The sequence below is a fragment of the Deltaproteobacteria bacterium genome (assembly GCA_016874775.1).
In the GTDB taxonomy this organism is placed as follows: domain Bacteria; phylum Desulfobacterota; class Binatia; order Bin18; family Bin18; genus VGTJ01.
Genome location: VGTJ01000001.1, coordinates 19047 through 45175 on the forward strand (window position 1 = coordinate 19047; position 26129 = coordinate 45175).

Genomic DNA, 26129 nt, shown 5'->3' on the forward strand with positions numbered 1-26129 from the left:
ACGTGCTCAATGATGAAAAATTGAGCTAAGGGGAACCGAATGAATACCTATCTACAGGAAGTCGCGAGTCGTCTAGTGTCCTTTGATACCGTCAGTAGCAAGAGCAATGTTGCTGCCGTAGAGTATCTCGGATCTCATTTGGCTGATCACGGATTCTCCGTGGCTTTCCATCGCATGGATGTTGGTGGAGTACCAAAGGCCAACCTTGTGGCTTCTGTTGGTCCACCTGAACCAAACGGGCTGATCATCTCTGGCCATATTGATGTTGTGCCTTTTACAGGACAACCCGGCTGGACGCGTGACCCACTGCAGTTGGAGATTACCGACTCACATGTGTACGGTCGTGGAACCTCTGACATGAAAGTGTTTCTTGCCCAATGTGTTGAAGCCGCTAAGCGGATTGATCGTGCTACTCTGAAGCAACCGCTAGTTTTTCTCTTTACTGCCGATGAAGAAGTCGGCTGTCTTGGAGCAGCGAAACTCCTGCCGGTATTACCAGAGTTCTTTCGCGACATCCCCCAGCCACGGCAGGCCTGGATTGGCGAACCGACCTCTTACCGCATCGGCTACACACACAAGAGCATTATCGTTTTTTCTATCACTGTACGGGGGAAAGGTGGCCACAGCAGCATTCCTGAACAAGGAGTGAATGCGATTGCGGTCGCAGGGAAAGTCATTGAGACGATCGGCCGCTACCAAGCCGAGTTGCGAACGCAATCGTCACCGGCGTTTATTCGTGAGTTTCCTGAATCGCCGTATACGACACTCAACTTTGGTATGATCCGTGGTGGTACCGCAGCAAACATGATTGCCGAAGAATGTACGATTCAAGTGAGCTATCGCTCATTGCCGGATGTTGACCCGCTATTGGTCCATCGTGAAATTGCTCGCCGCGTACAGCAGATTGACCCGCGAGATTATGGTTCGCCCGAGCATAGGGCGACGATCGTTGTGGGTGAGGCGTTCGTGGTGCCGCCGCTACTTTCCCCACGCGATACGGTTCTTGAGAAGACGTTAGCGACTATTCTCAAGCAGGAATCGAGCGGAGGGATACCTTTTACCACCGATGGCTGTCAGTTCTCTCAGGCAGGGATTACCTCGATCGTTTGCGGTCCTGGGGATCTCGACCAAGCCCACCAGCCAAATGAGTACATTCGCCGAGAAGCATTCGAGCAGGGTACGGATGTCGTACTTTCCGTTATCCACAGCTTGTGTGGAGCGACGGTGCGAGGGTAATCGTGTCGCCCGCACAAATCTGTAGCGTGCGCTGCGTGCACGCTACACCGAATGAACCATGTCGTGTCTGACGCTTTACGCAGCACTTGACGATACTGCTGACTCGGTTGGCAATGAGAAAAAGATCCGGCTGCCTTTTCCCGGAGAGCCTTCGACCCAAATTCGTCCACCATGCCGATCAACCAGCACTTTACATAACGCGAGGCTCAGACTTGCACCCTTCCGTGCTGTGGTGGTCTGTCCGTCCTCTTCGAATATGGGCTTAAAGAGCTGTTCTTGCTGCTCTCGCGAGAGGCCGATGCCGTTATCGGTGACACCGACGGTGACTTGTTTCCCTTCTCGTGCGGCACCTACGAGGACGTAAGCTCCGGTACGTTTCGAGTTTTTGATCGCGTAGCTGACCAGACTGGTCAGGATCTGTTGTAACCGCCCTGGGTCAGCGTAGATTTCCATGTCCTGCGCAACGGTATTGAGGAGTTTGACGTTATGATTCTTTGCCAAAGAGCCCAAGGCCTCAAAAGTTTTCTGCACAACGAGAGCAAACGTGAGACGCTGCGGATACAGGACGATCTTTTCTCCACGGAGCACGGACACGTCCAGCAGATCGGTGAGCATTGATAGGAGTGAAGAACTGTTGCGCGCGCACATGTCGAGCAGCTGTTGACCTTCGGGTGGTAAGAGGTCACGCCACTCTTCGCGAATGACGTCGAGTGAGCCAATGATCACACCCAGCGGATTGCGTAATTCATGCGAGGTTGTCGAAAGTACACTGTCCCGCATACGATCGGCCAAAGATAAGCGCTCAACGTCGTCATAGGCACTGCGCAGATCGATTTCCATGTCCTGTAATTGCTGTTGCAGGGCGGCATTGGCTTTGGTGAGGTCAGCCGTACGATTGCGGACCTCTTGATCAAGCTCTGCCCGCTGGCGTTGGAGGGCCACTTCACGTTGAGAGCTTTCCAGTGCGAGTGAGGTCTGACCAGCGAGAATGGAGAGGAGTTTCAACTCGTACGGTGCAATGTCCTGTTCGGTACGTTCACCAGCGATTAACGCCATACCATGGACTTCTTGCAAGGTGACCAGTGGAATAAGCAGGATCGATCGCACGCGTGGATGGTAGTGATGGACTCGTTGACTGGCACAAATAGTTGGCCGACTCCGACGGAGAGCAAGGGCAAAGTTCCCTTGTGCAATTTGCAGTTGCGTTTCGTTCTCCAGGTCGGCCTGGAGTCCCGAAGGCACGCAGCGTTCGAGGGTGAACTCATACGTGCGCGGGTCAACGCGGTAGATCGCTGACAAGACATTTGGCAGTAGCGTTTCGACTTCGGCAAGAAAATAGGACAGGAGATCAACCGGTAGCAGATTGACGCTCGATCGCTTTTGTAAGTTCACCCAGAGGGATTCAACTCGATCAAGGTATCTGATCAAAGCCTGGGTTTCCGCTTGCAGTCGGCGTAGCTGAACTTGCGGGTCGGGTGGCGCTGGTATCGCCGCCGAACCACCAATCCTGCTCTCTATGTTTGTGTCGTCATTCCGCATAATCGCCAAAGAGAATGGTCATGAGGTGTGTTACTTCACGTTGCGTCGCGCGCAAAACTTCCGCGAGGTGGCCGGAAGATAGGCGCAACACTTCCCACGATAACGGGACAAAGGGTGGGAAGTGGCAACTGCCACTGAATCCCAAGCCGAGTCCGATACTAATTAAATCCGCACAGTGGACGACATGTTCGTGTAACGTCGGAGACAGCAAATCCGGGACGGACGGGGAATGGTGATAGGCTACTGCCCGTTGGATCGCAGGAGACAACCCCCAGCGATGCACTAAAAAACCTCCGGTTTGCGTATGCGAAAACCCCAGAACTTTTTGCTCTGCCGCTTCAAGGGTCAAGCGCTCTGCAGTTGCCAGCGCGACCACAGTGCGAAACTTGTCTGGTGCATAGTGGTTATGAATCAGCTTACCGATATCGTGTAGTAATCCAGCAACAAAAAATTCTTCAGGACACTCGGCGCCGATCCACGAAGCAAGTTGTCGTGCCGCTGCCGCGGTACCCAAGCAATGCTCCCAGAAGGTATGTATAGATAATGCGCCATGCTGCTCCTGTTGGAACATGTCGATGACGCTCGTGGTCAAGATCAACTGTTTGAGGGCATCGTACCCGACCGTGCGAATCGCCTCGCTTACCGTCGCTACTGGCGTGTTCAAGCTATACAGCGGTGAATTGACAAAATGGAGCAGCCGAGCGGTGATCACCGGATCTTGCCTGATGATCCGTTCAATCTCCCACAGCGAAAAAAAGGGATTATCGATAGTTGAAGAGAGCCGCTGGTACACTTCCGGTAGCGTCGGCAGATCATGAATCCGTTCAACGACCAGTGCCGGTTCTCCTGTCAACAATTCCGGTATCATACCCTAAGTGCCCCTTCGCCTTCTGCCTCTTTCAGTGCAGACAATTTGACTAAGCGCTGGAGTTCCATCACAAACACATGCTGGTCGGCACCGTAGAACCGATCTTCAATGATTGCTGCACATTCTTGCAGCGTGCTACTGGTCGACATTCGCATGTCAATTTCTTGTAAGGTCGGTTCAGCGATCCCTTGCACTTCAACGTCGATCACACCCCAGGTTTGCAGGAGGCTGATGACACGAGTGTCAAGAATCGTTCCGGCATCAGCTAACTGCTGCCGGTAGTCATTAAATACCGGTTTACTCAAAACCATTCCAGGTTTCAGGATAGATGCTGTCACACGTCCCATGGCTGTGCTCGCTATAGGATTTATCGGAAGGGCGCGAGGTTTCTGAAATGAGCACAGCAGCTTTACACACTCTCCACCCGGGAGAGGGCTATATCTGACAATCTTTGGGTCTGTCAAATGGAGGAAAGATAGATATTCGGGTAAAGCTTTTATCGGGCACGGGGAATAATTCATCAAAAATAGAGGTAACTGACTATTTTTTCTTGATTTTTGCCTAAAAAGGCAAAGGGAAACACCAGGAATCGCGATGTTGCTGGCAGCGCTAGAATAAAAGGTTGGCTAGTCAGCGGCAAAGGTGCGAAGGGTGGGATCACCAATGGCTGATTCGACGGTCCAGGGGAGAGTAGCGCGGAAAGGGAGATCACGTACTGGACATTCTAACAGCCGACAGCTTCGACAATGGTGGGAAGTACACGGGTCAAGGTGGACGAGTACCTCTCCCTGTCCACCGAGATGTTCAACTACCCATTCTGAGATTATTGCCTCCGCGGTGTGGCCCTGTTCAAGATTCCAATAGCGCGGAAGGGTCAGATGAAAGTCTATATGATGTTGGGTGCCAGAACTCCATGAGCGGAGGTGATGGAGGTCGATCCACTCCGGGCGGCGGATATGCTGCAGCGAATCGACAATTCCCTGCAGTACCTGTTCGTCGGCGGTATCGAGGAGATGGCTGACCGATTGTCGGATCAAGGCGACACCGGAAATAATGATGTTCACCGCTACAACACAAGCCGTGATGGGGTCGAGAATGGTCCACCCAGTGGCAGCGACGAGACCTAACCCAATAACGACACCGATGCTGGTATAGACGTCGGTTAAGACATGGGTTCCATCTGCCGTGAGTGCGAGGGAGCCGGTGCGCTTTCCCGCTCGAATCAGCAACCATCCGAGCAGGGCATTCGCGACTGTTGTTCCCACGATGAGCAGAATACCGATATCGAGTTGGACCAAGGGAAGCGGTGTGAAAAAGGCGGGAATTGCTTTCCAGAGAATAGCGAGCGCGGCCAAGATAATAAGCGCACCTTCAAACCCGGCAGAAAACGACTCGATTTTTCCATGTCCATACGGATGGGCACGGTCAGGAGGTTGTGCACTGAAGGTGATACTGTAAAACGCAAAGACACTGGCGACGACATTAATGATGGACTCAAGCGCATCAGATAAGATCGCCGCTGGCCCGGTAAACGCGGCGGCGAGAAACTTGATGATGAGCAGAGCAGTGCCGACACAAACCGACAGCAAAATTGCCCGCCGCCGTAGTGTGAGATTATGGGACTCTCCGGCAGAAAGGGTAGTCATTGCCTACAGAGTGTAGACAAGAAAAAACGATGTGGCGATGAGGGGGAATCCGGAAGACGAATGGGTGAATGGGAGAAACTGTAGAAGAATCGGGGAAGCAGGGAAACGAAGAAACGGTGAGAAAAAAGGGGAGAGGAGAACTAGTAGTCAGTCCATTTAATTTTGAGGGATAGGGTTTCGTCATGCCCGCGCAGGCGGGCATCCAGGGAAATTCAGTAGTGGTCTGTCGTTAAGTCTCCTGGATTCCCGCATTCGCGGGAATGACGTCCCTTGAGCTATCCATCAAAACTTTCTGGACTATCTACGAGTGGCTCGCCACAGAGATTCTGACAGGTTGAGATTGCTGCGTCGCTCCGCTCCTCGCAATGACGAGGGTGGGGGTCATTGCGAGCGCAGCGAAGCAATCTCGTTGCACCTTTGACTGTTCACCTGTCAAAATTGCTGTGGTCATCTACTAGTCTCCGATTCTCCCCATCTCCGGTTCGTTCTTTATTATGCAGCCTTCTGCACCCGGGCCTTACTCGGTGTCAGTTGGCAGGTCACAAACTGTCCGCCTTTCATGACGACGTCGAGGTTATCACGGTTTTTCAGCACACCGATGTCTTTTGCTGGGTTGCCATCGACTACTAATAGGTCTGCGAGCTTGCCAGCTTCGATCGTCCCACCTTCTTTACCGAGGCCGAGCAGCTCATAGCCGTTCTTCGTTGCCCAGGTAATGACTTCTAACGGAGAAATGCCAGGGCCTTTGACGTAGGCTTCAAGCTCTTTGGTGTAATCGCCATGCGGCATCGAGCCGATACCGAAGTCATCACCAATAACGAACTTCACACCAGCTTTTTGCGCTTTGGGGATAATGTTGTAGGAGTGTTCTAATCCTTTGGCCATTTCTTCAACACCGCCAAAACCGCTCTTGCCGGTCTTGCGTTTCTCTTCCACCATCATCCAGGGGAAATATAAGCTTGGGGTGACGAAGGTGCCTTGTTTGACCATTTCTTCGATGCACTCTTCATCCATCATATCGCCATGATCGATGACATCGATGCCCGCTTTGAGGCCAGCAAGGATACCTTTCTTCGAGATGATATGGCCGCGAATTTTCTTGCCACGTTCGTGCGCAGCTTCGACAGCGGCGTCGATTTCCGCTTGGCTCATGGTCATGACATCTGCGGACCACATGAGGCCGTGTCCACCAGTGGGATAGAGTTTAATGATTTCAACGCCACCCTTAATTTCTTCACGCACGGCTTTACGAAAATCGTCTGGTCCGTCACAAATGCGCGCGAGGCCATCCATGTTGAGCTTCCAGAAATTGGGGTGGCAATCGACAGAGTCACCGGTGGTGACGAGATCGCGTCCGCAGGCGAGAAAATGCGGGCCGGGGATCATGCCGTTATCGATCGCCTTTTTCAGCGTGACATCGATGTTGTGCATCGTCCCTGCACCGACCGCACCAGTGTATCCAGAGCGAAGCAGCGTCTCCGCGTTCTTGGCCGCAATGAGTGTCAGATACGTAGGCGGATGCTTCATGTCGATGTCGTTCATGCTGAACACGTTGTCATACGCCACATGATAGTGACACATGGCCATACCCGGCATCAGCGCTTTGCCACCGAGATCATAAATAACATCCTGTGCTGTAGGTTTCGGTAGATTGCCGTTCGTCCCGACGGCTTTGATGCGATTGCCTTCGACGACAACCGTGGTATTTGGTTGTGGTTTATTCACTCCATCAATCAGATTTGCCCCTCGGAAGAATACACGTCCCATAGGAAGTCCTCCTTACGTATTTTCACAGTGTCGCCGCAGGTAACCTGAGCGCCCAATGGAATTCCTTATCTGCCTCGGCTGTGAGGTTGTCAAGGGAACGTTACGGCTGATGGCAGTTCTACCTGCCTATCAACGCCTCGGTCTTGCGTGGCGACCCTTGCTAGGTGCACTGCGTCAACCACGCACTCACTCGGCACCGGTCGCACCAGAACGCGTAGCCAAGGCCACCGCTACCCCACATGAATTGTTCTCCGGTTTCGGTGGGTAGCTCAGAATCGAACTGCGCTAAGAACTGCATTGTTGTTTTACACTGCGGACAGGTTGGATAATCAGGGCTTTGAATACAGCACGGGGCACCGCCAATATTGTTGCACCACACTATGCTTCTAGTAGTTCGTTCAGTTCGCTCATTACCGAACCTCCTTGCCCTACAACGACTATCGGCTAAGGAAAGTTCGAACGAAGACAGTTGAGAGACACTTCGTTAGTTGCGTATTCATTCGGCGATGATCACACCAAAACGTACAGCCAATTCCGCCACTGCCTCACACGAATCGTTCCCCTGTTGCGGTGAGCAGCCAGGAATCGCACTGCTCTACGCTTCCTCTTCGACTTGTAGTTCATTGAGTGCGACCTGGACAAGCCACTGCAGTCCGGCGAACACGACGACCCATGCTGCCATATATTGCAGGGCGATCAGAAAACTCTGAGGCTCGCTGGATGGATAGAAGAACGTATAGGCATGACGGGCGGGGACAGCGGACCGTCCCCAGAATACGAGAAAACGAACAAACGTGTACTGCATCCACCGTGCCGAGCTGCCCATCAAACAGAAACAGATCCCGCTGGTGACAATAGCAACCAGAAGGAAGCCAAGTTCGAGCGGTGACCAGAACGATGCAATCAGTGAAAATGTGAGTGCGGCAATGTAAACGTACGGTGCTTTTGATGGAACGGTTGAAGTGTGATTTTGCGCTGGATGTGAGGCGTGGTTCATAGCCGCGTGTTCCTTGGGAGGAGGCCATCGACTGTTTTCATGCGCTTTCTCAGTGCGCGCGAAGACCGGTACTGCTCCCTGCTGGGGCTATCGGCTGGAAGTCGCTAACGTTTATTGTGGTGGAGATTTTATGAGGACGAGCGTTCACCTGGAGACTGCTACCCACGCACGTTCAAACTCTGCCCTGTAGATGTGTACGGATAACGGCCGAAGACTTCGGTATTCAATGTGACGCCTAATCCTGGACCTTCAGGGACGGCGATGTTTCCATCACGAAAAGTGAAGGGTTCCTGGAACAGTGGAGCTTCTAGCGTGCAACCGGCAACCTCGACGTACGTACAGCCGGGCAGCGCAGCCATGAGATGTAATGTCGCAACAAAACCAGGGCCAAAATAGAACGAGTGCGCGGCGACTTGCGTTCCGTGCCTCACTGCCAGTTCGGCTATCTTCTTCCATTCACTGATCCCGCCCACCTTGGTGACACTCGGCTGTACGATATCTGCTGCTTCGCGCATGAAGAGACTCTGGAATCCGTACACGGTTCCTTCATTTTCACCGCTGGCGATCGGCATTCCCGCACCTTGCCGGACATACGCAAGGCTCAAGTAATCATCGGGTGGCCATACGGGTTCCTCAAGCCATGCAGGCCGATACGGTGCGACGGCACGAGCGAACGCTAACGCATCTTCTTTATTCCACGGACAATTGACATCGAGCATCAACTCGACATCGTTTCCGGCCACACGTCGCGCAATCTCTACCGACTTGACATCGATCTGGTGTAATTTGATGGCGTGAAAGCCTGCCTCTAAACAGCGCGCGACAACTTGGGCAACTTCTGGTGGATTGTGATACCGAAGCAGGCTGACATAGGTCGGTAACAATCGCGCTTCAGTGCCGCCGAGCAGGCGATACAATGGCTGTTTCTTAACCTTGCCGAGAATGTCCCACAATGCGATGTCGATGCCGCTGAGTGCAAACAAGCCAATACCACGTCGTCCGTATAACGAAGCCGCCTGACTTAAGCGATCCATCACCACTTCCGGCTGTGTCGGGTCCGCACCGATCAACATCGGTGTGAGGTCTTCAATGACGGCGCAGACGGCGTGCGGTACGCCATACGCGAATGCCTCGCCAAGACCGACGACACCAGCGTCAGTAAAAACCTGAATGATGATTTGTCGGCCCAGTCCGGTAGACCACGGCGACTCAGGGGTCTCGTGTCGTAACGGAATAGCCAGTGGAGTAGCTTGGACAGCGGTGATCTTCATATTGCGGATTGGTGATTGTGGATTGCGGATTGAATTTGCGGACCTTCTATTCCGCATTCCGCATTCTACAATTGCCGAAGTTCTGGCATAATTTCTGTGGCGAACCGCGACATGGCCTTCAAAACTTTCTCGTGTGGCACTAACCCACCAGGGTTGAACCAGCAAATCAGTTCTTTCATGCCTAACTTACTGTGTAGTTCTTTGACTTTGGCAATACATTCCTGTGGTGCCCCAAAGATAGCGATACTCTCGTTGATCTTTTCAAAGGTGATCGAATCGACCATTTTTTGCACTTCGTTGAGATAGCGATACGTCTCGTCAGTTGCTTTTGATCCTTCTGATTTGGCGCCTGCTCGGACCATGCCGGAAACGGTGGAGAAGTAATTCTTTAAGCTAGGTTCAATATCCTGTCGTACTTGCGCAAGGCTGTCACCAGGATGAAAGAAAAACATCGTCGAAACATCGGGACTGCTCCCTCCGCCATTCCCCGTACCTTCAGCCCAAGCCTGACGGTAGGTTGCGACCTGGTCAAACATCCGCGGTAGAGGATTTGTGACTGAGGCAACAAACACGGGGTAATGGTGCTTGCCAGCAAATACTGCCGTATCTGGACTATTAGCGGCGACACGTAGCGGAGGATGCGGCTTTTGTAATGGCTTAGGGACCACACTGGTCTCAGGAATGGTGAAATACTTCCCCTGGTGAGAAAATGACTCTGTGAGCCAGGACTTTTTGATCACTTCAATTGCTTCTTCAAAACGCTCACGACTCTCGTCACGCGAAACGTTATATCCGGCAAAATGTAAAGGAATCGCTCCACGACCAACGCCGAATTCTAATCGTCCGTTGGTGAGAATATCAACGGTCGCGCCTTCTTCAGCACTGCGTAATGGATGGTTGAGCGGAAGCAGGTTCACGGCGATTCCGAGGCGGATACGTTTGGTGCGCTGAGCAATTGCCGTTGCGACATACAGCGGCGAGGACATGATGGAAAAAGCTTTGTAAAAATGCAACTCAGCGAGCCACGCACAGTCGAATCCAAGCGCGTCACCATGAGCGACTTGCTCCATAGTTTCTTGATAGCGAACAGTTTCCGACTGAGCGTCGGCACACGGCAGTTGATAAAAAAGACCGAATTTCACAATAGCCCTCCTTGGTCGGTTCTGCGATTGCTAATCATCATCAGCGTACTCAGTAACCGCAGCCCTTCTTCAACACCGAGAGCGGTGCTCTGTCAAGGCTCATCTGCTTGTGCCGTCGCTTAGTCTTGAGATATAGTCCCGGCTTCTAATTGTGAGGTCACATAAAAAAAGGAGGAGAGCATTATGGCGAATAAAGCTGATCTCGAAAAAGGACTGGAGTTGCGCAAGAAACTGTTGGGGAAACGCAATGCTGGTGCTGCCAGCGCGATCGGAGAACTCGCGCCTGACCTGGAAGAGATGATCAACGAAGTGGTGTTTGGTCGCGTATGGACCCGTCCTGGACTCGAACCCAAGATGCGCAGCGCAATTACCATTGCCTCGTTGATGGCGATGCAACGGCTGCCACAGTTAAAAGGACACATCGCCAACGGGCTCAATATGGGGTTGAGCAAGCAAGAGATCATCGAGATCCTGACCCACATCGCTTTCTATGCAGGCGTGCCGACAGCAGTGAACGCGTTCCAGCTCGCCAAGGAAGTGTTTAAGGAAGAAGGCATCTAGGGCAATGAAAAATTAAAAATGAAGAATGAAGAATTGGGAAGCCAGAATGCAGCTTCTAATGTTCTGAACTCCATCAGTCTTCGTTTTTCATTTTTAATTCTCAATTTTTAATTCGTCATCTCCCGGAGGGCTCATGCCCGTTCGCTACAGCATTATTGGCCTGCTTTTTTTGAGTACGATCATTAACTATGCCGACCGCGTGAACATCGCGGTGGCGGGCGCAGATATTATGCGCCAGACAGGGTGGGATAAAGAGCAGTTTGGTATCATTCTTTCCGCTTTCCTGCTTGGCTATGCGCTGTTCCAATTTCCAGGGGGCCGAATTGCTGATCGCTGGAGTGCACGAAAAGTGTTGGCACTGTCGTGCGCTGGGTTTTCCCTTTTTACTGCCTTGACCCCGCTTGGGCAGTACGGAATTTGGCCAATGCTCTTGCTCCGTTTCCTGGTTGGTGCGTGTGAGTCCATCAGTTTACCGGCCCTCGCGGTGTTCAACGCGCGTTGGGTCCCACGACAGGAATACGGGCGAGCACAGACAGTGAGCATTTCTGGCACCTCGATCGGGCAGATGCTTGCCTATCCCACCACAACCTGGATCATCGAAGCGTTTTCTTGGCCAGTGGTATTTTACTTCAATGCCGCGCTTGGGTTTCTGTGGATGGCGTTGTGGCTCTGGTACACCACCGACACTCCCCGCGAACATCCAAAGGTGGGTACAGAAGAGCGGGATTACATTGAAGCCCACGTGCTTCCACGCGCTTCGCAACAACACCAGCCCTCCTTCTGGTCGATAATCAAGACACCGTCAGTGATCTTTCTGTGCCTGACCTATATGCTGTACGCGTTTGTGGCGTGGATCTTCATTTTATGGTTGCCCACCTATCTCGTTGAAGGCCGTGGATTAGCACGGATGGAGATGGGCAAGATCGGGATGCTCCCCACATTCGGAGGCTTCCTTGGCATGATTACGGGAGGAGCGATTTCAGATTGGCTGTTGCGTCGGGGATTCGGGACGCGCGTTGCCCGTGCGCGGTTTCCGGGCATCAGTGTCGCGTTGGCAGTGCCGTTCCTCTTACTGGGGGTGAACGCGCCATCGACCGGGCTCTCGATCGTGCTCTTAACGATTTTTTATTTCATCTTCTCACTCGCAGTGTCTGGCTATTGGACTATGCCGCGGGAACTTGCGCCGCAAGCTGTTGGGGCAGTCGGCGGTGTGATGAACACCACGGGTAACTTCGCCGGGCTCTTTGGCCCGACAATCGCGGGGTTCATCATTCAGGAGACAGGGAGTTGGATCATGTTGTTTTATGTGGCGGCTGGGGTGGCGCTGGTGAGCAGTGTGGTGTTTACGTTCTTCGTGCGGACAGAGCCGATTCATATCCTTGGGATGGAGATACCCGACGAGAGTCAAGACACCGCAGCCTCCGGCTTTGGGCACTGACAACGCTCAGCGTGCGAAGCGGAGAAAAATACTATACACTTCATCAAGACGGCAACCTTTTCATCAGATGTAAACCGCTACGACAAGGAAACAGAGGATGGATGAGGCGACGAAACCAGCTCAACCCGCGATACGACTCACCTGGCTCGACAGTATGAAGGGGATCTCGATTCTCTGGATCGCCTTTTTCCATTTCTATACGACGTATACGAATCATCGCTATCCTGACCCGCTCGGGCCAGCCTATTTCCCTAAGTTTCTTGAGCAGTGTACGCCATCAGCCAGCACCCTGTGGTGTGTGAGTCATGGCTTTTGGGTGGCGGTCTGGTCAGTGGGGTTTCATGCAGTTGCTGTCTTTCTCGTCTTGAGTGGTTTTGGGCTGACCTACTCTTTGGCGAAGACGGGCGTTCCGGAAGATGGCTGGCTGGGCTGGTATCGCGGACGCTTGTTACGCTTGTTCCCCATGTACTGGGTGGCCCACTTCGTGTATCTCGTGTCACCGTTTGTGGCTCGTCCTGAGCCGATCGACTACCGTTTCTTCCTGAGTCTTTTGGGAGACCGTGTCTATCCGGTGTACTCGCTCTTCTACTACATCAATCCGGCGTGGTGGTATTTTGGCTTGCTGATTCAACTCTACCTCATCTTTCCGCTGTTGTTCCGTATGCTGCAGAAGCTCGGGCCGGTCTGGTTTCTGGTGGTCTGCGGTGTCGCGACCGTAGTCATTCGTTATCTGTTGCTCTTTACGATCAGTGCGCACGGTTATTACGTCCAGGGAGCGTTTGGCGGGTCGCGGCTGTGGGAGTTTGCGTTAGGGATGGTGCTGGGCTTGCTCTATCGCCGCTCGGCGAGTGATGCTGATGATCGACTCTTTTCGTTTCCGGCGATCACCGGTGGCGCTGTTCTGTATGTGTTGGGCTTATATAGCTACGCCAATTCTGTGACGTACATCTTTAATGACGCACTCATCGGCACTGGACTGTTTGTGATTCTTGCTCACGTTGCGCGGTGGTGTGATCTCCTGCCACGGTTCGGTGGGACCTTAGCCTACGTTGGTGCATTCTCATACGGGCTGTATTTGTTGCACCAGCCCTATGTCATTTACTTCGGTGAGCGCATGCGCGAGATGCCTGAACTTCTCTTTAGTGTCCTGGCGTGGGGTATTATCGCGTTGATTACGATAGCTGCCATTCCGCTCGAACGCTATGTGAATCAACTGACGAATTGGGTGTTGGATCGGAAGAAAGAAAGCCGTCAGCCACCAGCCGTCAGCTATCAGCCGAATCTTGAGATCAAGAGTTAAAGAAAGTCGAAATTCACCAGCCGAAAATGGAGAGCGCTTACATGAACGGGGCGGAGTAGAGCCTGTGGTTTGTCTCTCTCCAGTCCCCAGTCCCCAACCCCTAACCCCCAAAGAGAACGTTGAACTCACTCAAAGATTGGCACCTCAACGAAGACCGTTTCCTCCGTGTCCTCAATGGCATGATGGAGGTCAGCGAGCGCCTGCAAAATTTTCCACAGAAAGATAAACCGCAACCACAAGAAGATCTGGCTGGCGATATCGTTCTTTCTGAACTGACCCCTTTGATACAAGAGGGCGGCCTTCGCGCAGAACGTGTGAGCTACGCTGAGGGGCGAGGCAACCTGCTGTTGACCTATCCTGGGAAGAGCACCCGTACGGTGGCGTTTGTTGGTGCGCATCTTGATGTCGTTCCGGCAGACCCTGCCGAGTGGCAACGCCCGCCGTTCATGTTGCAAATCGAGGGAGAACGCTTATATGGGCGTGGAGTCACAGATTGTTTGGGACATGTCGCTGTTGTGACCGATCTGTTTGCGCAGTTGGCTGAACATCGAGTTGAACTTGACTGTAGTGTGGTAGCGGTCATTATTGCGAATGAAGAACTCTCCTCAGTCAGCGGTATCGGTATTGGAAAATTGATGAAAGAGGGGAAGCTCGATCACCTCAAGAACGGGCCTCTGTATTGGTTGGATAGTGCTGACTTCGGTCCAACTATCGGCACGGGTGGTATGGCGACGTGGAAACTCACCGTGGAAGGAAAGGCTGCCCATTCGGGTTTTCCGCAAAACGGTATCAACGCTGCAGAACTTGCCTTTGCCGTTACCCAAAAGCTGCAGGAGTGGTTCTACACCAATTACCCGCCACATCCGAAGGAGTATGAATACGGTTTTCTTGTGCCGTCGTCGTTCAAACCGACTCGGGTACAGGCTGAGAATGATACCTTGGCCAAGATCCCGGCCAAGGCAGTAGTCGAAGGGGATATTCGTCTCACTCCTTGGTATTCAGGACAAGAAGTGAAGGACGGAGCACTGGCGTTCGTACAAAAACTCGATGTGAGTCAACTGGTGGGTTATGGCCCAAGTCGCTATCAGGTTGCGGAGGCGATCGGGACGGTGAAACTTGAACTCGGTGCCCCAGGAGGTGGGATTGCTTGCGACCTCGCCTCGCCAGGGTATCATGCGTTGCGTGAGGCGATCCTCGCTGTCCGTGGCGACGCCCGTCCGTTCGCCCTCACGGGGACTCTCCCGTACGTACGTTCTCTCCAACAGCACGGGTTTGACGTACACATCACGGGATTCGGGCGGATGGACACTTACCATGCGCCGAATGAATTTGCGGAACTGGGGCATATGCGCGACGGGTTTCGTATTCTCTGTGAGATCATTTCACGCTTTGGCTGAATGAAAGGAGGAAGCGATGCACTATCGAACACTGGGGAGAACTGGCGTACGCGTGTCCGACGTTGGTTTTGGCGCGATGACCATTGGCGGTGAAATCTTTGGTGCAACCGATGACCAAGAGTCGTTGCGTGCGCTGAATCATGCTCTCGATATGGGCATGAACTTTATCGACACTGCGGATGCCTATGGGCGCGGTCATAGCGAGGAACTATTGGGACAGCTACTGAAAACCCGTCGCAAAGATGTTGTCCTTGCGACCAAGGGCGGCAACCAGTTCACCGTCCGACAAGGACTACGCAACTTCGACCCTGACTATATTACCTCTGCGCTGGAAGCGAGTCTCAAACGGTTACAAATTGACACTATCGATCTCTATCAGTTGCACAATCCCTCACCAGAAGTGATGCGACAAGGTGCGATCTTCGAGCGGCTCGACCGCTGCAAACGTGAAGGTAAGATTCGTTTCTACGGTGTGTCGTTGGAGAAAACTGAGGATGGCCTTGTCGCGATCGAGACCGGCAAGCCCGATACGCTACAAGTCGTGTACAACATTCTGCATCAAGACCCCGAAGAGCAGTTGTTTCCCCTGGCGCAGAAAGAGAACATCGGTATTCTTGCGCGTGTTCCCCTTGAGCGTGGCGTACTTACGGGACGGTTCAAGAAACGCGAGGAATTTGTCGAGAAAGATTGGCGGCGCGGCGCATTTCCTGAGGACGGACTGGCACAGACGCACGCAGCCGTGGAGAAGCTGGACTTTTTGGTGAAAGGTGATGTGCCGAATCTTGCTCAAGCCGCACTGCGGTTTATCTTGAGCCACCCCGCAGTCTCGACGGTGATTCCAGGGATACGCACCGTACGACAAGTGGACGACAACCTTATCGTCAGCGGGAAAGTGCTATCTGGTACCGATTTGGTCCGGCTACGGGAATTGTATCGCAGCGAGTTCTATCAGTTGCCGTTTCACTAAATAGGACCACAGAAGATTTGTACACTTCCTGACGCATAGTGAAATCCTCCCTAGTACCGTGTTTCGCAAGTGCATTAGCGGTGAAATCGTAGGGCGCGTACCACGCGCTAGTCAGTTGGCGCGCTTCGCACGCCCTACAACTGTTTGTTTAAATCTTAGTTGAAAGGGTTGACGTTGGAAGCTGTTACCCCCACAAGGTCCAAAAGAGTTCCAGCTCAAGACTATCGATTTTGTGGAAATATGCCCCTTCTCCATTCTATGTAACTATTTCCACACTACAAATAAGGATTTATGGTGCCTGTACAAGAGTATGATACCTCGCGTAGTCAACACGGTTTGCGGTCCACAGCTTCCCCGGTTGCAGTTCAACCGTCTTGGTTAGGAAAAACCACAGTTCGTTTTTCTTGCGGTTCTCCTCGTAGTACTCTACCGAAACGTTTTCAGAGATCTGGCTATCGACTGGTGGGAGAACCCTGATTACGTTCACGGGTCACTCGTGCCCTTTTTTACGCTATTTCTCTTCTGGAAGCGGAGAGAACAAATACAGAGATTGACCCACACCGGACATAATGTCGGTATTTTTCCTATGCTCCTTGGCATTGGTATGCTGTTAGTGGGCGAGCTTGGGGTTGGTGAATTTCTCATGCGTTGCTCATTACCCGTGACGGTCGCTGGCCTTATCCTTTTCCATTGCGGTCTGCAAACTTTACGCCTGTGCATTTTTCCGTTGTTGTTTTTCTTCTCAGCGATTCCACTGCCAGCTCTTGCTTTTAACGCAATCACGTTCCCTCTACAGACGCTCGCGGGGCAATCTGCTATCTGGGTGCTCGACGCTTTCGGAATTGCCGTGACAAGCGACGGCAATATTATCTATCTCAGCAATATTACCTTAGGTATTCCCGAAGCGAGTAAGGGAATTCGGTCGCTGATTTCGCTCGTAATGCTAGCGGCTATTTGGGCTCAGCTCACCTTGCCGTCTATTGTGGAAAAAGCTGCGTTCGTTTTTCTTACTATTCCTGCAATCGTTGTTGCCAATATGTGTCGGATTGTGCTGACTGGAGTTGTCAGCCAGGCATGGGGGAAATCTTCTGCGACAGGGATCTTTCAGGTATTCTCTGGCTGGGTCACTTTCCTTGTCGCAGTTGTTTTTCTAGCAACAGCGCATAGTGCGCTACGACTTAGCAAAAGGGTATTTGGGAAGGATCGTGTGTGCAAAACCGCTATAGAATAATCATTTCCTGTTGTCTCCTGATCGGTGCAACTGTCTTGCTAGAGCAGCGTGTAGAAGAGGAAAAACCACAACTCCATCGCCGCCTGAGTTCCCTCCCTACAACAATAGCGGAATGGCGTGGTGACCAGGGCGTTGCGCTCAACGCAAGAATTCACGATCGCTTGCAGTTTAGTGATTACCTCAACCGTCGGTATGTTGACTCTACTGGGCGCTTTCTGTGGTTGTATATTGGTTACTGGGAGTCTCAACGACGTGGAGCAGTTCCTCACTCTCCGAAACATTGCCTACCTGAAGATGGATGGAATCCGATTGAAGCTCGGCGTATTACATTTCCTCTTGCGCCGGGAACAACTCCGGTGGCAGTAAACCGCTACGTTGTGCAAAAAGATGAGCAGCGATACCTTGTCCTCTATTGGTATCTCTCCCAAAACCAACCTGTCGCTGACGAAACATTCTATCGGCTGTTACTGGTGAAGAACGCTTTGTTGTCTAACCGCACGGATGGCGCTCTAATCCGCATCACGAGCCCTTTGTATGGCACAGTGGAGGAAACCTTCGCGTATCAGGTAAAATATGTTCAGACGATGTATCCTTTCTTAAAAATTCTTCTACCCGAATAAACACACGAAGAGTGATCCTTCTACGTTTTCAACTGAAAAGCTAAAATTCCTACCCGAAGAAGGGGCAGTTACGTATTGTGTAAGTCTTCATCCATTCTTCCAGTGAGGTACGCGGGGCATCCTTGGTAAACTTGCTTGCTGCATCTGGCATGGCCTTGAGTTTTGCCCAGTCCGTTTTGCCTTTAGTGCTTTGTGTAGCGTGCGAGCCACGCTTTGTATTCATGTTTTTCTGCCTTCCGTAGCGAAATCAAACGTAGCTCGCTCGTTTCTCTCACTGAATGTCATTACTTATGCGGGGTGGAGGTCTTCTTGGCTGAGAAGACCGAGTTCCACAAAGCAGCCATAAAGGTCCTCAGTCGTGCGATAAAACGCGATGGCAGAAGAAAGTCCCTGCAGCGTTGCTGAGATATCCGCGCCTTCGGGGGCAATCGTAAACACCGGAATGCTATGCGCATAGGCATAGCCCGCTTCGATGCCGAGGCCGACGCCTTTTTCAGTGAGGTCGACGACAAGGATATGGCAGGAACGTATCGCATCAAATGTTGTGGTCATCAGCTCGTGTGGAGCTAAGGTCACCGCTCCCCAGTGTTCGATATCACGCTGCATGCAGATCGTTTCGAACCCACAGGTTGTGAGTATCTGGGAGATCGATTCGATAGCTTTCCGATTGCGATTGTCCAAATGATACTTGATACTGAGGTACGCTTTCATTCTTGACCTCCAACGATCGTCTTGTTACTCGACTGCGGGTCAGATTGCAAATTATTTTTGCATGGGAAAAGATTGGCCCTATGAATTGGACATTGTCTGCAGATGAACAAACGATCGTGTCTCTTATCGCGCACCTTGCGCGCGAGCGGTTCGCTCCGCGAGCAGCCGATTATGACGCTGAGAATCGCTTCGCGACAGAGAGCTATGCTGATCTTCGAGAACACCGACTGCTTGAGCTGACGATTCCACAAGAATACGGCGGGCGAGGCCTCAGCTCGTTGGCGTATAGTTTGGCGATGCGTGAGATGGCGAAAGGTGATGCCTCAACGGCGTGATCCTTCAATATGCATGCGACGATCATGACGATTCTCTCTTTGTATGCTTCAGAGGAACAAAAGCGGCGTTACTTTGGTGACGTGATCTCGCAGGGAGCGTTGTTCGCCTCTCTCGGTTCCGAACCTGCAGGCAGTCCGAACTCGCCGCGGTTTTATGTCGAGACCTCGCTGAGCAAAACCGCCAATGGCTATCGACTCAACGGCGAAAAGCACTTTTGTTCGATCGGCACTGCTGCGGCGTATTACTTTGCCTTCGCGATGATCGACGGCACTACCGGACCTCGGGATGGGCTGGTGAGTGTCGTGGTGCCGAAAGGCACGCCGGGCGTGACATTGAGTGAGACCTGGAACTCGATGTCAATGCGCGCGACGGCCAGTCACAGTATCTCTTTTTGCGAGAGTAGTGTCGCCAATGAGCACATCATTGGTGCACCTGGGGAAGTTGTTGTCGGCGGAGTGGGCAGTGAATACGTTGTGGGCTATGCGGCCATTTACCTTGGCATTGCTGAAGCGGCGTACGAGTTTGCCCGGGACTATGCACGAACGCGCGTCGTCAAACCAGACACACGTCCAATTAGTCACAGCCCGTTGATGCAACGCTACATGGGGGAAATGAGCGTCAATCTTGAAGCCGCACGCCTCATGAGTATGCAAGCCGCGATGACGGCACGTCCTGGTGTTCCTGAACGTGTGTTTGCCCTCCAGCAAGCGAAGTATTTCTCGGTGGAAACAGCGATGAAGGTTACCGATATTGCGCTGCGCGTGTGTGGTGGTCGAGGTCTCCTCAAGGACTTTCCATTAGAGCGCTACTACCGCGATGTGCGTGCCGGGGTGGTGATGTTCCCCAGCACGGATTTTCTCCTCTTACAAATTGGCCGGACGGAGTTGGGGTTGAGAGTTAATGAGTAGACGAGGCTGACTATCTCTCTAATCCCCATCTGCCGTTGCCATTTGTAACTTTCTCATCGGCGCTGCTTGCGGCGGTGCAGAGGAGGGCAGGAAGAAGACAATCAGCCACGGCAGGAGTGGTAGGATACTAATGATTTGCATGGCGGTGTCGACGCCCCAGGTGTCGGCAATCCAACCAAGGCCGGTGACCCCAAGTCCGCCAGCACCGATGCCGACTCCGGTCATCAGACCGGCTGTGACCCCTAATCGCCCGCGCATCAGTCCTTGAGCAATGACGAGTGTGACTGAGAACATCGGTGAGATACACATACCGATCAGCGCGAGAAACACGACACTGATGGGGCCGCTGGTATTGAGGAAAAGATAAATGAGCGGACACAAAACTCCCATGTTGAAGATAAGAAACAACTTGTGACCAATACGATCTGAGAGAGGGCCAGCGATCAAGGTACCAATGGCGCCAGAAATTAACAGGAGGGACAGTAACGAACTGACAACCAGCCCGCTCTCACCGCGTGCCGAGAAATACAGCGGGACATACGTGACCAGCCCTGAATGGACACAAGCGCCCAGCGTGACAATCAGCACGACGAGCGTCATGGCATACGCGGGAATTTGCGTGCTGCTCATATCGGTCTTAGCTTGTTGTTCGGCGTTGGTGCGAGCGAGCCACGGCAGTGACCAGAGAAAGAGTGCGCCGACGAGCAATCCTGGAATGAGCAATAACAGCAATCCAGGCTGACCAAATGCTGCTAAACAACCAGCGATTGCCAGTGGCCCGAGGCCGAAGCCAATGTTGCCACCGACCGAGAAGATCGAAATGCCGGTAGCTTTCTTCTCACCAGTTGAGAGGTACGCAGTTTTGTACGCTTCTGGGTGATAACTGGCGATGCCGATCCCGCTGAAGCAGATCAAACAGACGAGGATTGCGTAATTAGGTGCCAGGCCAACGGCAGCCATGCCGCAGGTCGCGGCAAGCACCCCGAACGGTAACAGCCACGGACGTGCACTGCGATCTGACATATGGCCGAAAATTGGCTGAATCAGTGATGACGAGAGATTCGCGACCAAGACAAGCGTACCAAGGGCAGTGTATGAGAGGGAAAAGGTGCTCTTGAGAAAAGGCAGTAGCGCAGGAAGCGCACCAGTGTTGAGGTCAACCATCGCATGTCCCAACCCTAACAAGGCCAACGCTTTTTTGTTCATGTCTTGCATATGCTTATGCCCTCGCTTCTTGGGGGGATGTTTTTGCTAATCGAGTGGTCACTTCGATTGGTTCAGGGATGACCAAAAAATAAAAAACTAGGAATGAAATTAAGGCCAAGCTCGCTGCTAGTAAAAATGGCGTAGTCCAATTCCCGGTCGCAGCAATAATATAACCAGCGGTCATGGGACCAAAGATCCCAGCGCAGTTGCCAGCTCCGTTCATGACACCAGAGATTGCACCTGTAAGCTTAGGATTCAGTTCCAGTGGTACCGCCCAGTATCCACCGCCAGCGATATTGAGGAAAAAGAGATAGGCAGCAAAACAGGCGACCGAGACCCCGCTCCACGGTACGTATACTGCTGCGACCAAGAACGGAATGCACAACGCGATACTTAACGCCGGCCCTTGTGCACGGGCGAAGCGTACGCTGAAGCCACGCTGTAAGAGCTTGTCTGAGAGGACACCTCCACTCGTCAAACCAATAAAACTTGCCATGGGCGGGATCATCCCGATCCACCCCATCTCTTGCATGGTGAAACCACGGACCTTCACCATGTAGGTTGGTAGCCAGAGAACCGTCATCCACAACCCATAAATGAGGCAGAGGTATGACAAAGAGAGGAACAATACGTGAGGTTCCTTGAGCAGCACCCAAGGTGAAACGGCCTCGCGTGAGCGTGGGGCGATGTTGGCTTCAATCTCTCGTAGCTCTTCTTTGGTCACCTTCGGATGTTCGGCAGGCGTGTTAGTGGCGAAGAGCCACCAAGCGATCAACCAGACAACGCCAACGACGGCATTAAAGTAAAACGCCATCGGCCACGAGAATGTAAGGACTAGCCAGGTTGTGAGCGGATATGAAATGACCTGACCAAGATACGAACCTGCGACACTTAACGTCTGCGCGCGACTGTACTCATGACGCGGAATCCAGCGCGAATTGAGCGAGGCATAAGCTGGAAAACTGACCGACTCAAACGCGCCGACGAGAAAGCGGATCAATAACATCAAGCTGTAGGCGATGCCACCAAGTGGCGTCAGTGCCGTAAACAAAGAGAACCCGATACAAGCCACGATCAAGACACGACAGGCATTCCAACGATCGGCAATGATGCCGCCGGGGAATTGCAGCAGCGCGTAGCCAGCCAGAAAGGCAGAGAAGATGAGACCGAACTGCCCCTCGTTCCATCCGAGCGCTGGCATCATCACCGGCGCGGCTACGGAGATGTTCACGCGGTCGGCATAATTGATCATGCTGCCAAGTGTTAGCAGACCGATCATTTTGTATCGTACCGGCAATGCCATCGACCCTCCTTTTTTTCTGCGGCAAACCAGTCGGCGGGATTGTAGCGGGAGTACCGTTGATTCCGCAAGGCGCTGGGAAACACAGAGGCGAACCGGGGAAACGGTGAATCGGGGAATCGGTGACAAGGAAGAAAAAGGTTTCTTTCCTCTCCGATTCTTTTTCTTCTCCGTGTCCCTCTGTAACCTGTACCTAATAACCTGTACCCTAGCCGCCATGTTTTACGGAGAATCTTTGGCGCTTATGTCGGCGCTGTTGTGGGGGACGATTCCGATCTTGGTACGGAAAGGCTTACCACATGCCAGTGCCTCCGTTGCTGTCGTGTTGGGATTGTTGGCGAGCGTGCCGCTGCTGATCGGTATTTTTTGCTTGCATCCGCGCTGGGTCACACAAGCAGTGACTCCTTCTGCGGCATTGTGGTTTGCAGCCTGTGGGATTACCGGCCCATGCTTGGGCCGGCTCTTCAATTACCTGGGGGTCGAGCGACTTGGGGCTGCACGGGTAACCCCACTGATTAATGCCTCGCCCTTATTCACGACCATGTTGGCACTGGTGTTCTTACGTGAACATATTACGCTGAAAAGCGCTCTGGGCATTCTCTGCATTGTGGCTGGAATCGCCGTTTTAACCGGACAGAAACGCGCATGAACCCGAAAGATCTTCTCTATCCATTTCTTGCGGCGCTGTGTTACAGCACCAATCCGATCATGGTGAAGTTGGGATTACGGAGTAGTAACGAGCCGTTACTTGGTGCAGCGATCGGCATGACGGCGAGTACGATTGTCTATCTCGCGTACTTTCTTGCTGCGGGAAGAACACGAGAGTTGTTCGCTGTGCCCCAGTGGGTGGGATGGTATTTTGCCGCGTCTGGTTTGTGCTCGACGCTTGGAGTGATGAGTTTCTTTGCCTCGTTGCAATACATTCCCGCTTCGGTTGTGGCACCGCTGACTGGTGCTGCACCGCTAGTGACTGTCACGTTAAGCCATTTCTGGCTCCGTGAAGTGGAACGCGTGACGTTCCACGACATTGTTGGAACCGTGTTGATCGTACTTGGCGTGGTGTTGCTGGTAGGGTGAGGAAGGAAGCGCGAACTCAGTGTTCCCTCCGCGGTGATCGGTCCTTACTCCTGCTGGTTCTCTTGCCGCAACGGAGCGAGCATCGGTAGAAGGTGACGCAGCGTCTCACGCCCTTTGTTGGTCTTTGTTGACTTTTGTCCCAGGGAAGCTGCTTTCCCTTGACCACTCCTGAAGAGCAGCAGGTGCGCCTTTGCGTGTGCCGGTCACGGGAGACAGGTCCAAGTCCTCCGACCAATAGGAAGAGCCAGGCGAGGCAGAGGGAGAGGGGTTCTTTCATGTGTTTGCTTCCTCGCTGAGAGACTGACTGCTAGTACTAACTGTGTCAGAAAGATTTCTCAATGACTCTGACTCCGAGTTGGAAGACTCGCCCTGAAGATGTCGAGCGTCGTCTAAAAGCAGGTCATTGGGAGCGTAAGGTAGGCCCTTCATCGCTCTGGCTGAGGGTGCGATCGAGAGCCGCGCTGGCCTCTTTTCGACCAGAGGAGATACACGCCCAAAGTGAGGAAAGTCCAAAACATATCTGAGGCGCTGACCCCAGAGAGGAATAGTTGGGTTTTCCGGGCTGGGTGAGAGAGCAGTTGAGTGGCTGGGGGAACGGTGACCGCTTGAGCTTGGTTTGATGCAAGCGGAAGGGAAAGAGGAGAACCCAACGTTGGTGCTTGCAGGGCATGGCCACAGTACCCACAGACATGAACATGCCCATAATTTTGCTTGTGGCATTTCCCACAGGATTGCAAACTGAGGAGCCTGGACATTGAGGGACCCTTTCTTGAGTTGGCGTGATGCTATGCTGTGCGGCAACCAGCACAACGCATGCCAGGCGTAGCACCCGTAGGATCACTCACAATGAGGGGAGAATGTCGTCGATAGTTGACAGTACGTGTCAACAGCAGTTGACACTTGCTGGGTATGCTGCGAAGTCACGGGAAGTGCTGGTGTCGTGTCTTTTCCGTCAAGGTACTTGAGAGTTCCTCGTAGCGATGTGCAGTGCTCCTCGCGCATGATAAACCGCACCGCACCGATGGAGTCGAACACGGGGAAAAAACGTAGGCCGGGATAAGCTGTGGGCTGTTTCCGGTACGAGCGCGCCGGAAACGCCGCGCGTATTCCGGTCGACAGTGACGATTGTCATAGGTTCAAATGAGCGTTGCTGGATGTTCAGGCGACGGGTGGTGCCTGGCGGAAATCCAGTACGCTCTCACACCATTGCCCGATGGCTAACAAGCGTTCTTCGGTAAACGCACCACTCATGAGTTGAACGCTGAATGGCAAGCCATTAGCACTGACACCAGAGGGCAAACCAAGACTTGGAATGCCACTGAAACTTGCCGGACCGTTGAAGGTCGGATCGCCGGTCGCACCCAGGCCGTGCGGCGCAGGGGCTGGAGTAGAGGGAGTCAGCAGCGCATCGACCCTCTGGCACAGAGCGTTCATCTCGTGGCGAAACTGTTGCTGATGACGACGGATTTCGATGCATTGAGTCGCGGTTATGGTACGGCCTTTTTCGATCAGGTCCTGCATCTGCTGGCTGTAGCGCGCTTTGTGTTGTGTATATCGCTCTCGGTGGGAGACCGCGGTCTCGACTTGCAGCATGGCAAAATGCGCATCGAGTTCACCGGCAAAACTCGGTGGCATTTGCACTTCTTCGATCGTCGCCCCAGCACGAGCAAACCGTTCGGCCATCGCTTCAACATGCTTGCGGGTTTCCTCATTTGCCTTTTCGAGGAAGAAGTCGCGCACGAGACCAAGCCGAGGAGCTTTGGGGGCACGTAGGCCGTTCGTGTAGCTGGGCACCGGCACCTTCTCAGTCGCTGGGTCGAGGGGATCATACCCTGCCAATACTTGTAGCAGCAAGGCAATGTCACTGACAGTGCGAGCAAACAACCCGACGTGATCGAGGCTCCAGGAGAGCGCGAAGAGTCCATGGGCGCTGACGCGCCCATATGTTGGTTTCAAACCGACGCAGCCACAATAGGCTGCCGGTCGAATCGTCGAGCCATACGTTTGCGATCCCAGCGTTCCTGGGCACATCATCGCGGCTACCGCTGCAGCTGAACCACTACTTGAACCACCGGGCGTGTGTTCGAGGTTCCATGGATTGCGCGTCGGCGAAGGCGCAAGCGCAGCAAACTCCGTTGTCTGAGCTTTGCCAAGGATGATCGCACCGGCCTCTTTCAGCAATCGTACAGTAGTTGCATCGTGGTCCGGGATAAAATTCGCGTAGATTGGTGACCCCGCTGTTGTCTTCAATCCTGCCGTATAGAAGATGTCCTTGAGACCGATGGGAATGCCGTGCAGCGGACCACGATACTGCCCGCGTTGGGCTTCTTCCTCCCGCAGTCGGGCGGTTGCCAGTGCAACCTCGCGATTGACCGTCACCCACGCTTGTACCCGTGGTTCGAGGTGGTCGATCCGTTCAAGGCATGAGCGGACAAGGTCGACCGGGGAAAGCTGTTTGTTACGGATTTGCTCAGTCGCAGCGGTGATAGTCAACGTGTACAGTGCTGTCATGAGAAACCTCAGTGCATTTGGGGCAGAATCGGAGAAACGGGGAATCGGAGAAGCGGAGAATAAAAAAGGTGGGGCGGTCTCCGGTTCTCCGACTCCCCAT

At 53.0% G+C, this 26129-nt stretch carries 24 protein-coding genes and 1 pseudogene; 13 read left to right on the top strand and 12 right to left on the bottom strand.

What is annotated here, in order from left to right; translation table 11 throughout:
• The first annotated feature begins 39 nt into the window (after window positions 1–39).
• Window positions 40–1236, top strand: coding sequence for an acetylornithine deacetylase (gene argE / locus FJ147_00095; protein MBM4254279.1), 1197 nt, complete (start codon window positions 40–42; stop codon window positions 1234–1236).
• A gap of 75 nt (window positions 1237–1311) precedes the next feature.
• Here the strand turns inward: argE and FJ147_00100 are convergent, their stop codons facing one another.
• From FJ147_00100 to FJ147_00120, 5 genes are all read right to left on the bottom strand, one after another.
• Window positions 1312–2784 (bottom strand): GAF domain-containing sensor histidine kinase, encoded by a 1473-nt coding sequence (locus FJ147_00100; GenBank protein MBM4254280.1) that lies wholly within the window; start codon window positions 2782–2784, stop codon window positions 1312–1314.
• On the bottom strand, window positions 2765–3643 hold the full coding sequence (locus tag FJ147_00105) for an HDOD domain-containing protein (GenBank protein ID MBM4254281.1): 879 nt from the start codon (window positions 3641–3643) through the stop codon (window positions 2765–2767). Before FJ147_00105 ends, FJ147_00100 begins: the two co-directional genes overlap by 20 nt.
• On the bottom strand, window positions 3640–3948 hold the full coding sequence (locus FJ147_00110) for a hypothetical protein (GenBank protein MBM4254282.1): 309 nt from the start codon (window positions 3946–3948) through the stop codon (window positions 3640–3642). Before FJ147_00110 ends, FJ147_00105 begins: the two co-directional genes overlap by 4 nt.
• Before the next feature lie 321 nt (window positions 3949–4269).
• Window positions 4270–5289 (bottom strand): cation transporter, encoded by a 1020-nt coding sequence (locus FJ147_00115; GenBank protein ID MBM4254283.1) that lies wholly within the window; start codon window positions 5287–5289, stop codon window positions 4270–4272.
• Window positions 5290–5781: 492 nt separating this feature from the next.
• Window positions 5782–7056, bottom strand: coding sequence for an amidohydrolase family protein (locus tag FJ147_00120; protein ID MBM4254284.1), 1275 nt, complete (start codon window positions 7054–7056; stop codon window positions 5782–5784).
• Between the two features lie 55 nt (window positions 7057–7111).
• Between FJ147_00120 and FJ147_00125 the strand changes: the two genes are divergently transcribed.
• The gene (locus FJ147_00125; GenBank protein ID MBM4254285.1) at window positions 7112–7324 is read left to right on the top strand and encodes a hypothetical protein; all 213 of its coding nucleotides are present in this window, start codon (window positions 7112–7114) and stop codon (window positions 7322–7324) included.
• Window positions 7325–7651: 327 nt separating this feature from the next.
• Here FJ147_00125 and FJ147_00130 read toward each other — a convergent pair whose 3' ends face one another.
• The 3 genes from FJ147_00130 to FJ147_00140 all read right to left on the bottom strand — a co-directional run bounded on the left by FJ147_00130 (window position 7652) and on the right by FJ147_00140 (window position 10466).
• Window positions 7652–8053 carry a hypothetical protein gene (locus FJ147_00130; GenBank protein ID MBM4254286.1) on the bottom strand — a complete coding sequence of 134 codons (402 nt, stop codon included), beginning with the start codon at window positions 8051–8053 and terminating at the stop codon, window positions 7652–7654.
• A gap of 158 nt (window positions 8054–8211) precedes the next feature.
• Entirely contained in the window at window positions 8212–9381 is a 1170-nt protein-coding gene (locus FJ147_00135) for a mandelate racemase/muconate lactonizing enzyme family protein (GenBank protein MBM4254287.1), read from the bottom strand.
• A gap of 8 nt (window positions 9382–9389) precedes the next feature.
• Window positions 9390–10466, bottom strand: coding sequence for an LLM class flavin-dependent oxidoreductase (locus FJ147_00140; protein MBM4254288.1), 1077 nt, complete (start codon window positions 10464–10466; stop codon window positions 9390–9392).
• A 183-nt stretch (window positions 10467–10649) separates the two neighbouring features.
• On the opposite strand from FJ147_00140, the gene FJ147_00145 reads away from it, so the two are divergent.
• The 7 genes from FJ147_00145 to epsI all read left to right on the top strand — a co-directional run bounded on the left by FJ147_00145 (window position 10650) and on the right by epsI (window position 17980).
• The gene (locus FJ147_00145) at window positions 10650–11027 is read left to right on the top strand and encodes a carboxymuconolactone decarboxylase family protein (GenBank protein MBM4254289.1); all 378 of its coding nucleotides are present in this window, start codon (window positions 10650–10652) and stop codon (window positions 11025–11027) included.
• A gap of 133 nt (window positions 11028–11160) precedes the next feature.
• A complete protein-coding gene (locus tag FJ147_00150; protein MBM4254290.1) occupies window positions 11161–12465 on the top strand; it encodes an MFS transporter in 1305 nt (434 codons plus the stop codon).
• 97 nt (window positions 12466–12562) lie between these two features.
• Entirely contained in the window at window positions 12563–13765 is a 1203-nt protein-coding gene (locus FJ147_00155; protein MBM4254291.1) for an acyltransferase, read from the top strand.
• Window positions 13766–13884: 119 nt separating this feature from the next.
• Window positions 13885–15162, top strand: a complete 1278-nt coding sequence (locus FJ147_00160; GenBank protein MBM4254292.1) for a M20/M25/M40 family metallo-hydrolase — start codon at window positions 13885–13887, stop codon at window positions 15160–15162.
• A 16-nt stretch (window positions 15163–15178) separates the two neighbouring features.
• Window positions 15179–16129, top strand: coding sequence for an aldo/keto reductase (locus tag FJ147_00165; protein MBM4254293.1), 951 nt, complete (start codon window positions 15179–15181; stop codon window positions 16127–16129).
• A gap of 448 nt (window positions 16130–16577) precedes the next feature.
• Window positions 16578–17360: an exosortase gene (xrt, locus tag FJ147_00170; protein ID MBM4254294.1), complete on the top strand. Its 783-nt coding sequence runs from the start codon at window positions 16578–16580 to the stop codon at window positions 17358–17360.
• Window positions 17321–17980 (top strand): EpsI family protein, encoded by a 660-nt coding sequence (gene epsI, locus FJ147_00175; protein MBM4254295.1) that lies wholly within the window; start codon window positions 17321–17323, stop codon window positions 17978–17980. Before xrt ends, epsI begins: the two co-directional genes overlap by 40 nt.
• A 381-nt stretch (window positions 17981–18361) precedes the next feature.
• Here the strand turns inward: epsI and FJ147_00180 are convergent.
• Window positions 18362–18691 (bottom strand): annotated as a pseudogene (locus FJ147_00180) (nucleoside 2-deoxyribosyltransferase).
• A gap of 80 nt (window positions 18692–18771) precedes the next feature.
• Between FJ147_00180 and FJ147_00185 the strand changes: the two are divergent.
• Both FJ147_00185 and FJ147_00190 read left to right on the top strand, forming a co-directional pair.
• Window positions 18772–19026: an acyl-CoA dehydrogenase family protein gene (locus FJ147_00185; protein MBM4254296.1), complete on the top strand. Its 255-nt coding sequence runs from the start codon at window positions 18772–18774 to the stop codon at window positions 19024–19026.
• 9 nt (window positions 19027–19035) lie between these two features.
• The gene (locus tag FJ147_00190) at window positions 19036–19935 is read left to right on the top strand and encodes an acyl-CoA dehydrogenase (GenBank protein MBM4254297.1); all 900 of its coding nucleotides are present in this window, start codon (window positions 19036–19038) and stop codon (window positions 19933–19935) included.
• 18 nt (window positions 19936–19953) lie between these two features.
• Here FJ147_00190 and FJ147_00195 read toward each other — a convergent pair whose 3' ends face one another.
• Window positions 19954–21150 carry an MFS transporter gene (locus FJ147_00195; protein MBM4254298.1) on the bottom strand — a complete coding sequence of 399 codons (1197 nt, stop codon included), beginning with the start codon at window positions 21148–21150 and terminating at the stop codon, window positions 19954–19956.
• 4 nt (window positions 21151–21154) lie between these two features.
• On the bottom strand, window positions 21155–22660 hold the full coding sequence (locus FJ147_00200; protein MBM4254299.1) for an MFS transporter: 1506 nt from the start codon (window positions 22658–22660) through the stop codon (window positions 21155–21157).
• Between FJ147_00200 and FJ147_00205 the strand changes: the two genes are divergently transcribed.
• Together FJ147_00205 and FJ147_00210 are read left to right on the top strand one after the other, a co-directional pair.
• Window positions 22392–23090, top strand: coding sequence for a DMT family transporter (locus FJ147_00205; protein ID MBM4254300.1), 699 nt, complete (start codon window positions 22392–22394; stop codon window positions 23088–23090). The two genes, FJ147_00200 and FJ147_00205, sit on opposite strands and share 269 nt — an antisense overlap.
• A complete protein-coding gene (locus FJ147_00210; GenBank protein MBM4254301.1) occupies window positions 23087–23518 on the top strand; it encodes a DMT family transporter in 432 nt (143 codons plus the stop codon). Before FJ147_00205 ends, FJ147_00210 begins: the two co-directional genes overlap by 4 nt.
• A 1158-nt stretch (window positions 23519–24676) precedes the next feature.
• Here the strand turns inward: FJ147_00210 and FJ147_00215 are convergent.
• Complete coding sequence (locus FJ147_00215) at window positions 24677–26029, bottom strand: amidase (GenBank protein MBM4254302.1); 1353 nt, start codon at window positions 26027–26029, stop codon at window positions 24677–24679.
• Between the last annotated feature and the right edge of the window lie 100 nt (window positions 26030–26129).

What these genes read in the sequence shown, in the direction of transcription:
- argE (MBM4254279.1), top strand. Translation starts at nt 40, where the DNA reads ATGAATACCTATCTACAGGAAGTCGCGAGTCGTCTAGTGTCCTTTGAT.
- FJ147_00105 (MBM4254281.1), bottom strand. Translation starts at nt 3,643, where the DNA reads ATGATACCGGAATTGTTGACAGGAGAACCGGCACTGGTCGTTGAACGG.
- FJ147_00115 (MBM4254283.1), bottom strand. Translation starts at nt 5,289, where the DNA reads ATGACTACCCTTTCTGCCGGAGAGTCCCATAATCTCACACTACGGCGG.
- FJ147_00120 (MBM4254284.1), bottom strand. Translation starts at nt 7,056, where the DNA reads ATGGGACGTGTATTCTTCCGAGGGGCAAATCTGATTGATGGAGTGAAT.
- FJ147_00125 (MBM4254285.1), top strand. Translation starts at nt 7,112, where the DNA reads ATGGAATTCCTTATCTGCCTCGGCTGTGAGGTTGTCAAGGGAACGTTA.
- FJ147_00130 (MBM4254286.1), bottom strand. Translation starts at nt 8,053, where the DNA reads ATGAACCACGCCTCACATCCAGCGCAAAATCACACTTCAACCGTTCCA.
- FJ147_00135 (MBM4254287.1), bottom strand. Translation starts at nt 9,381, where the DNA reads ATGCGGAATAGAAGGTCCGCAAATTCAATCCGCAATCCACAATCACCA.
- FJ147_00145 (MBM4254289.1), top strand. Translation starts at nt 10,650, where the DNA reads ATGGCGAATAAAGCTGATCTCGAAAAAGGACTGGAGTTGCGCAAGAAA.
- FJ147_00150 (MBM4254290.1), top strand. Translation starts at nt 11,161, where the DNA reads ATGCCCGTTCGCTACAGCATTATTGGCCTGCTTTTTTTGAGTACGATC.
- FJ147_00155 (MBM4254291.1), top strand. Translation starts at nt 12,563, where the DNA reads ATGGATGAGGCGACGAAACCAGCTCAACCCGCGATACGACTCACCTGG.
- FJ147_00165 (MBM4254293.1), top strand. Translation starts at nt 15,179, where the DNA reads ATGCACTATCGAACACTGGGGAGAACTGGCGTACGCGTGTCCGACGTT.
- FJ147_00185 (MBM4254296.1), top strand. Translation starts at nt 18,772, where the DNA reads ATGAATTGGACATTGTCTGCAGATGAACAAACGATCGTGTCTCTTATC.
- FJ147_00190 (MBM4254297.1), top strand. Translation starts at nt 19,036, where the DNA reads ATGCATGCGACGATCATGACGATTCTCTCTTTGTATGCTTCAGAGGAA.
- FJ147_00195 (MBM4254298.1), bottom strand. Translation starts at nt 21,150, where the DNA reads ATGCAAGACATGAACAAAAAAGCGTTGGCCTTGTTAGGGTTGGGACAT.
- FJ147_00205 (MBM4254300.1), top strand. Translation starts at nt 22,392, where the DNA reads ATGCTGCCAAGTGTTAGCAGACCGATCATTTTGTATCGTACCGGCAAT.
- FJ147_00200 (MBM4254299.1), bottom strand. Translation starts at nt 22,660, where the DNA reads ATGGCGGCTAGGGTACAGGTTATTAGGTACAGGTTACAGAGGGACACG.
- FJ147_00210 (MBM4254301.1), top strand. Translation starts at nt 23,087, where the DNA reads ATGAACCCGAAAGATCTTCTCTATCCATTTCTTGCGGCGCTGTGTTAC.
- FJ147_00215 (MBM4254302.1), bottom strand. Translation starts at nt 26,029, where the DNA reads ATGACAGCACTGTACACGTTGACTATCACCGCTGCGACTGAGCAAATC.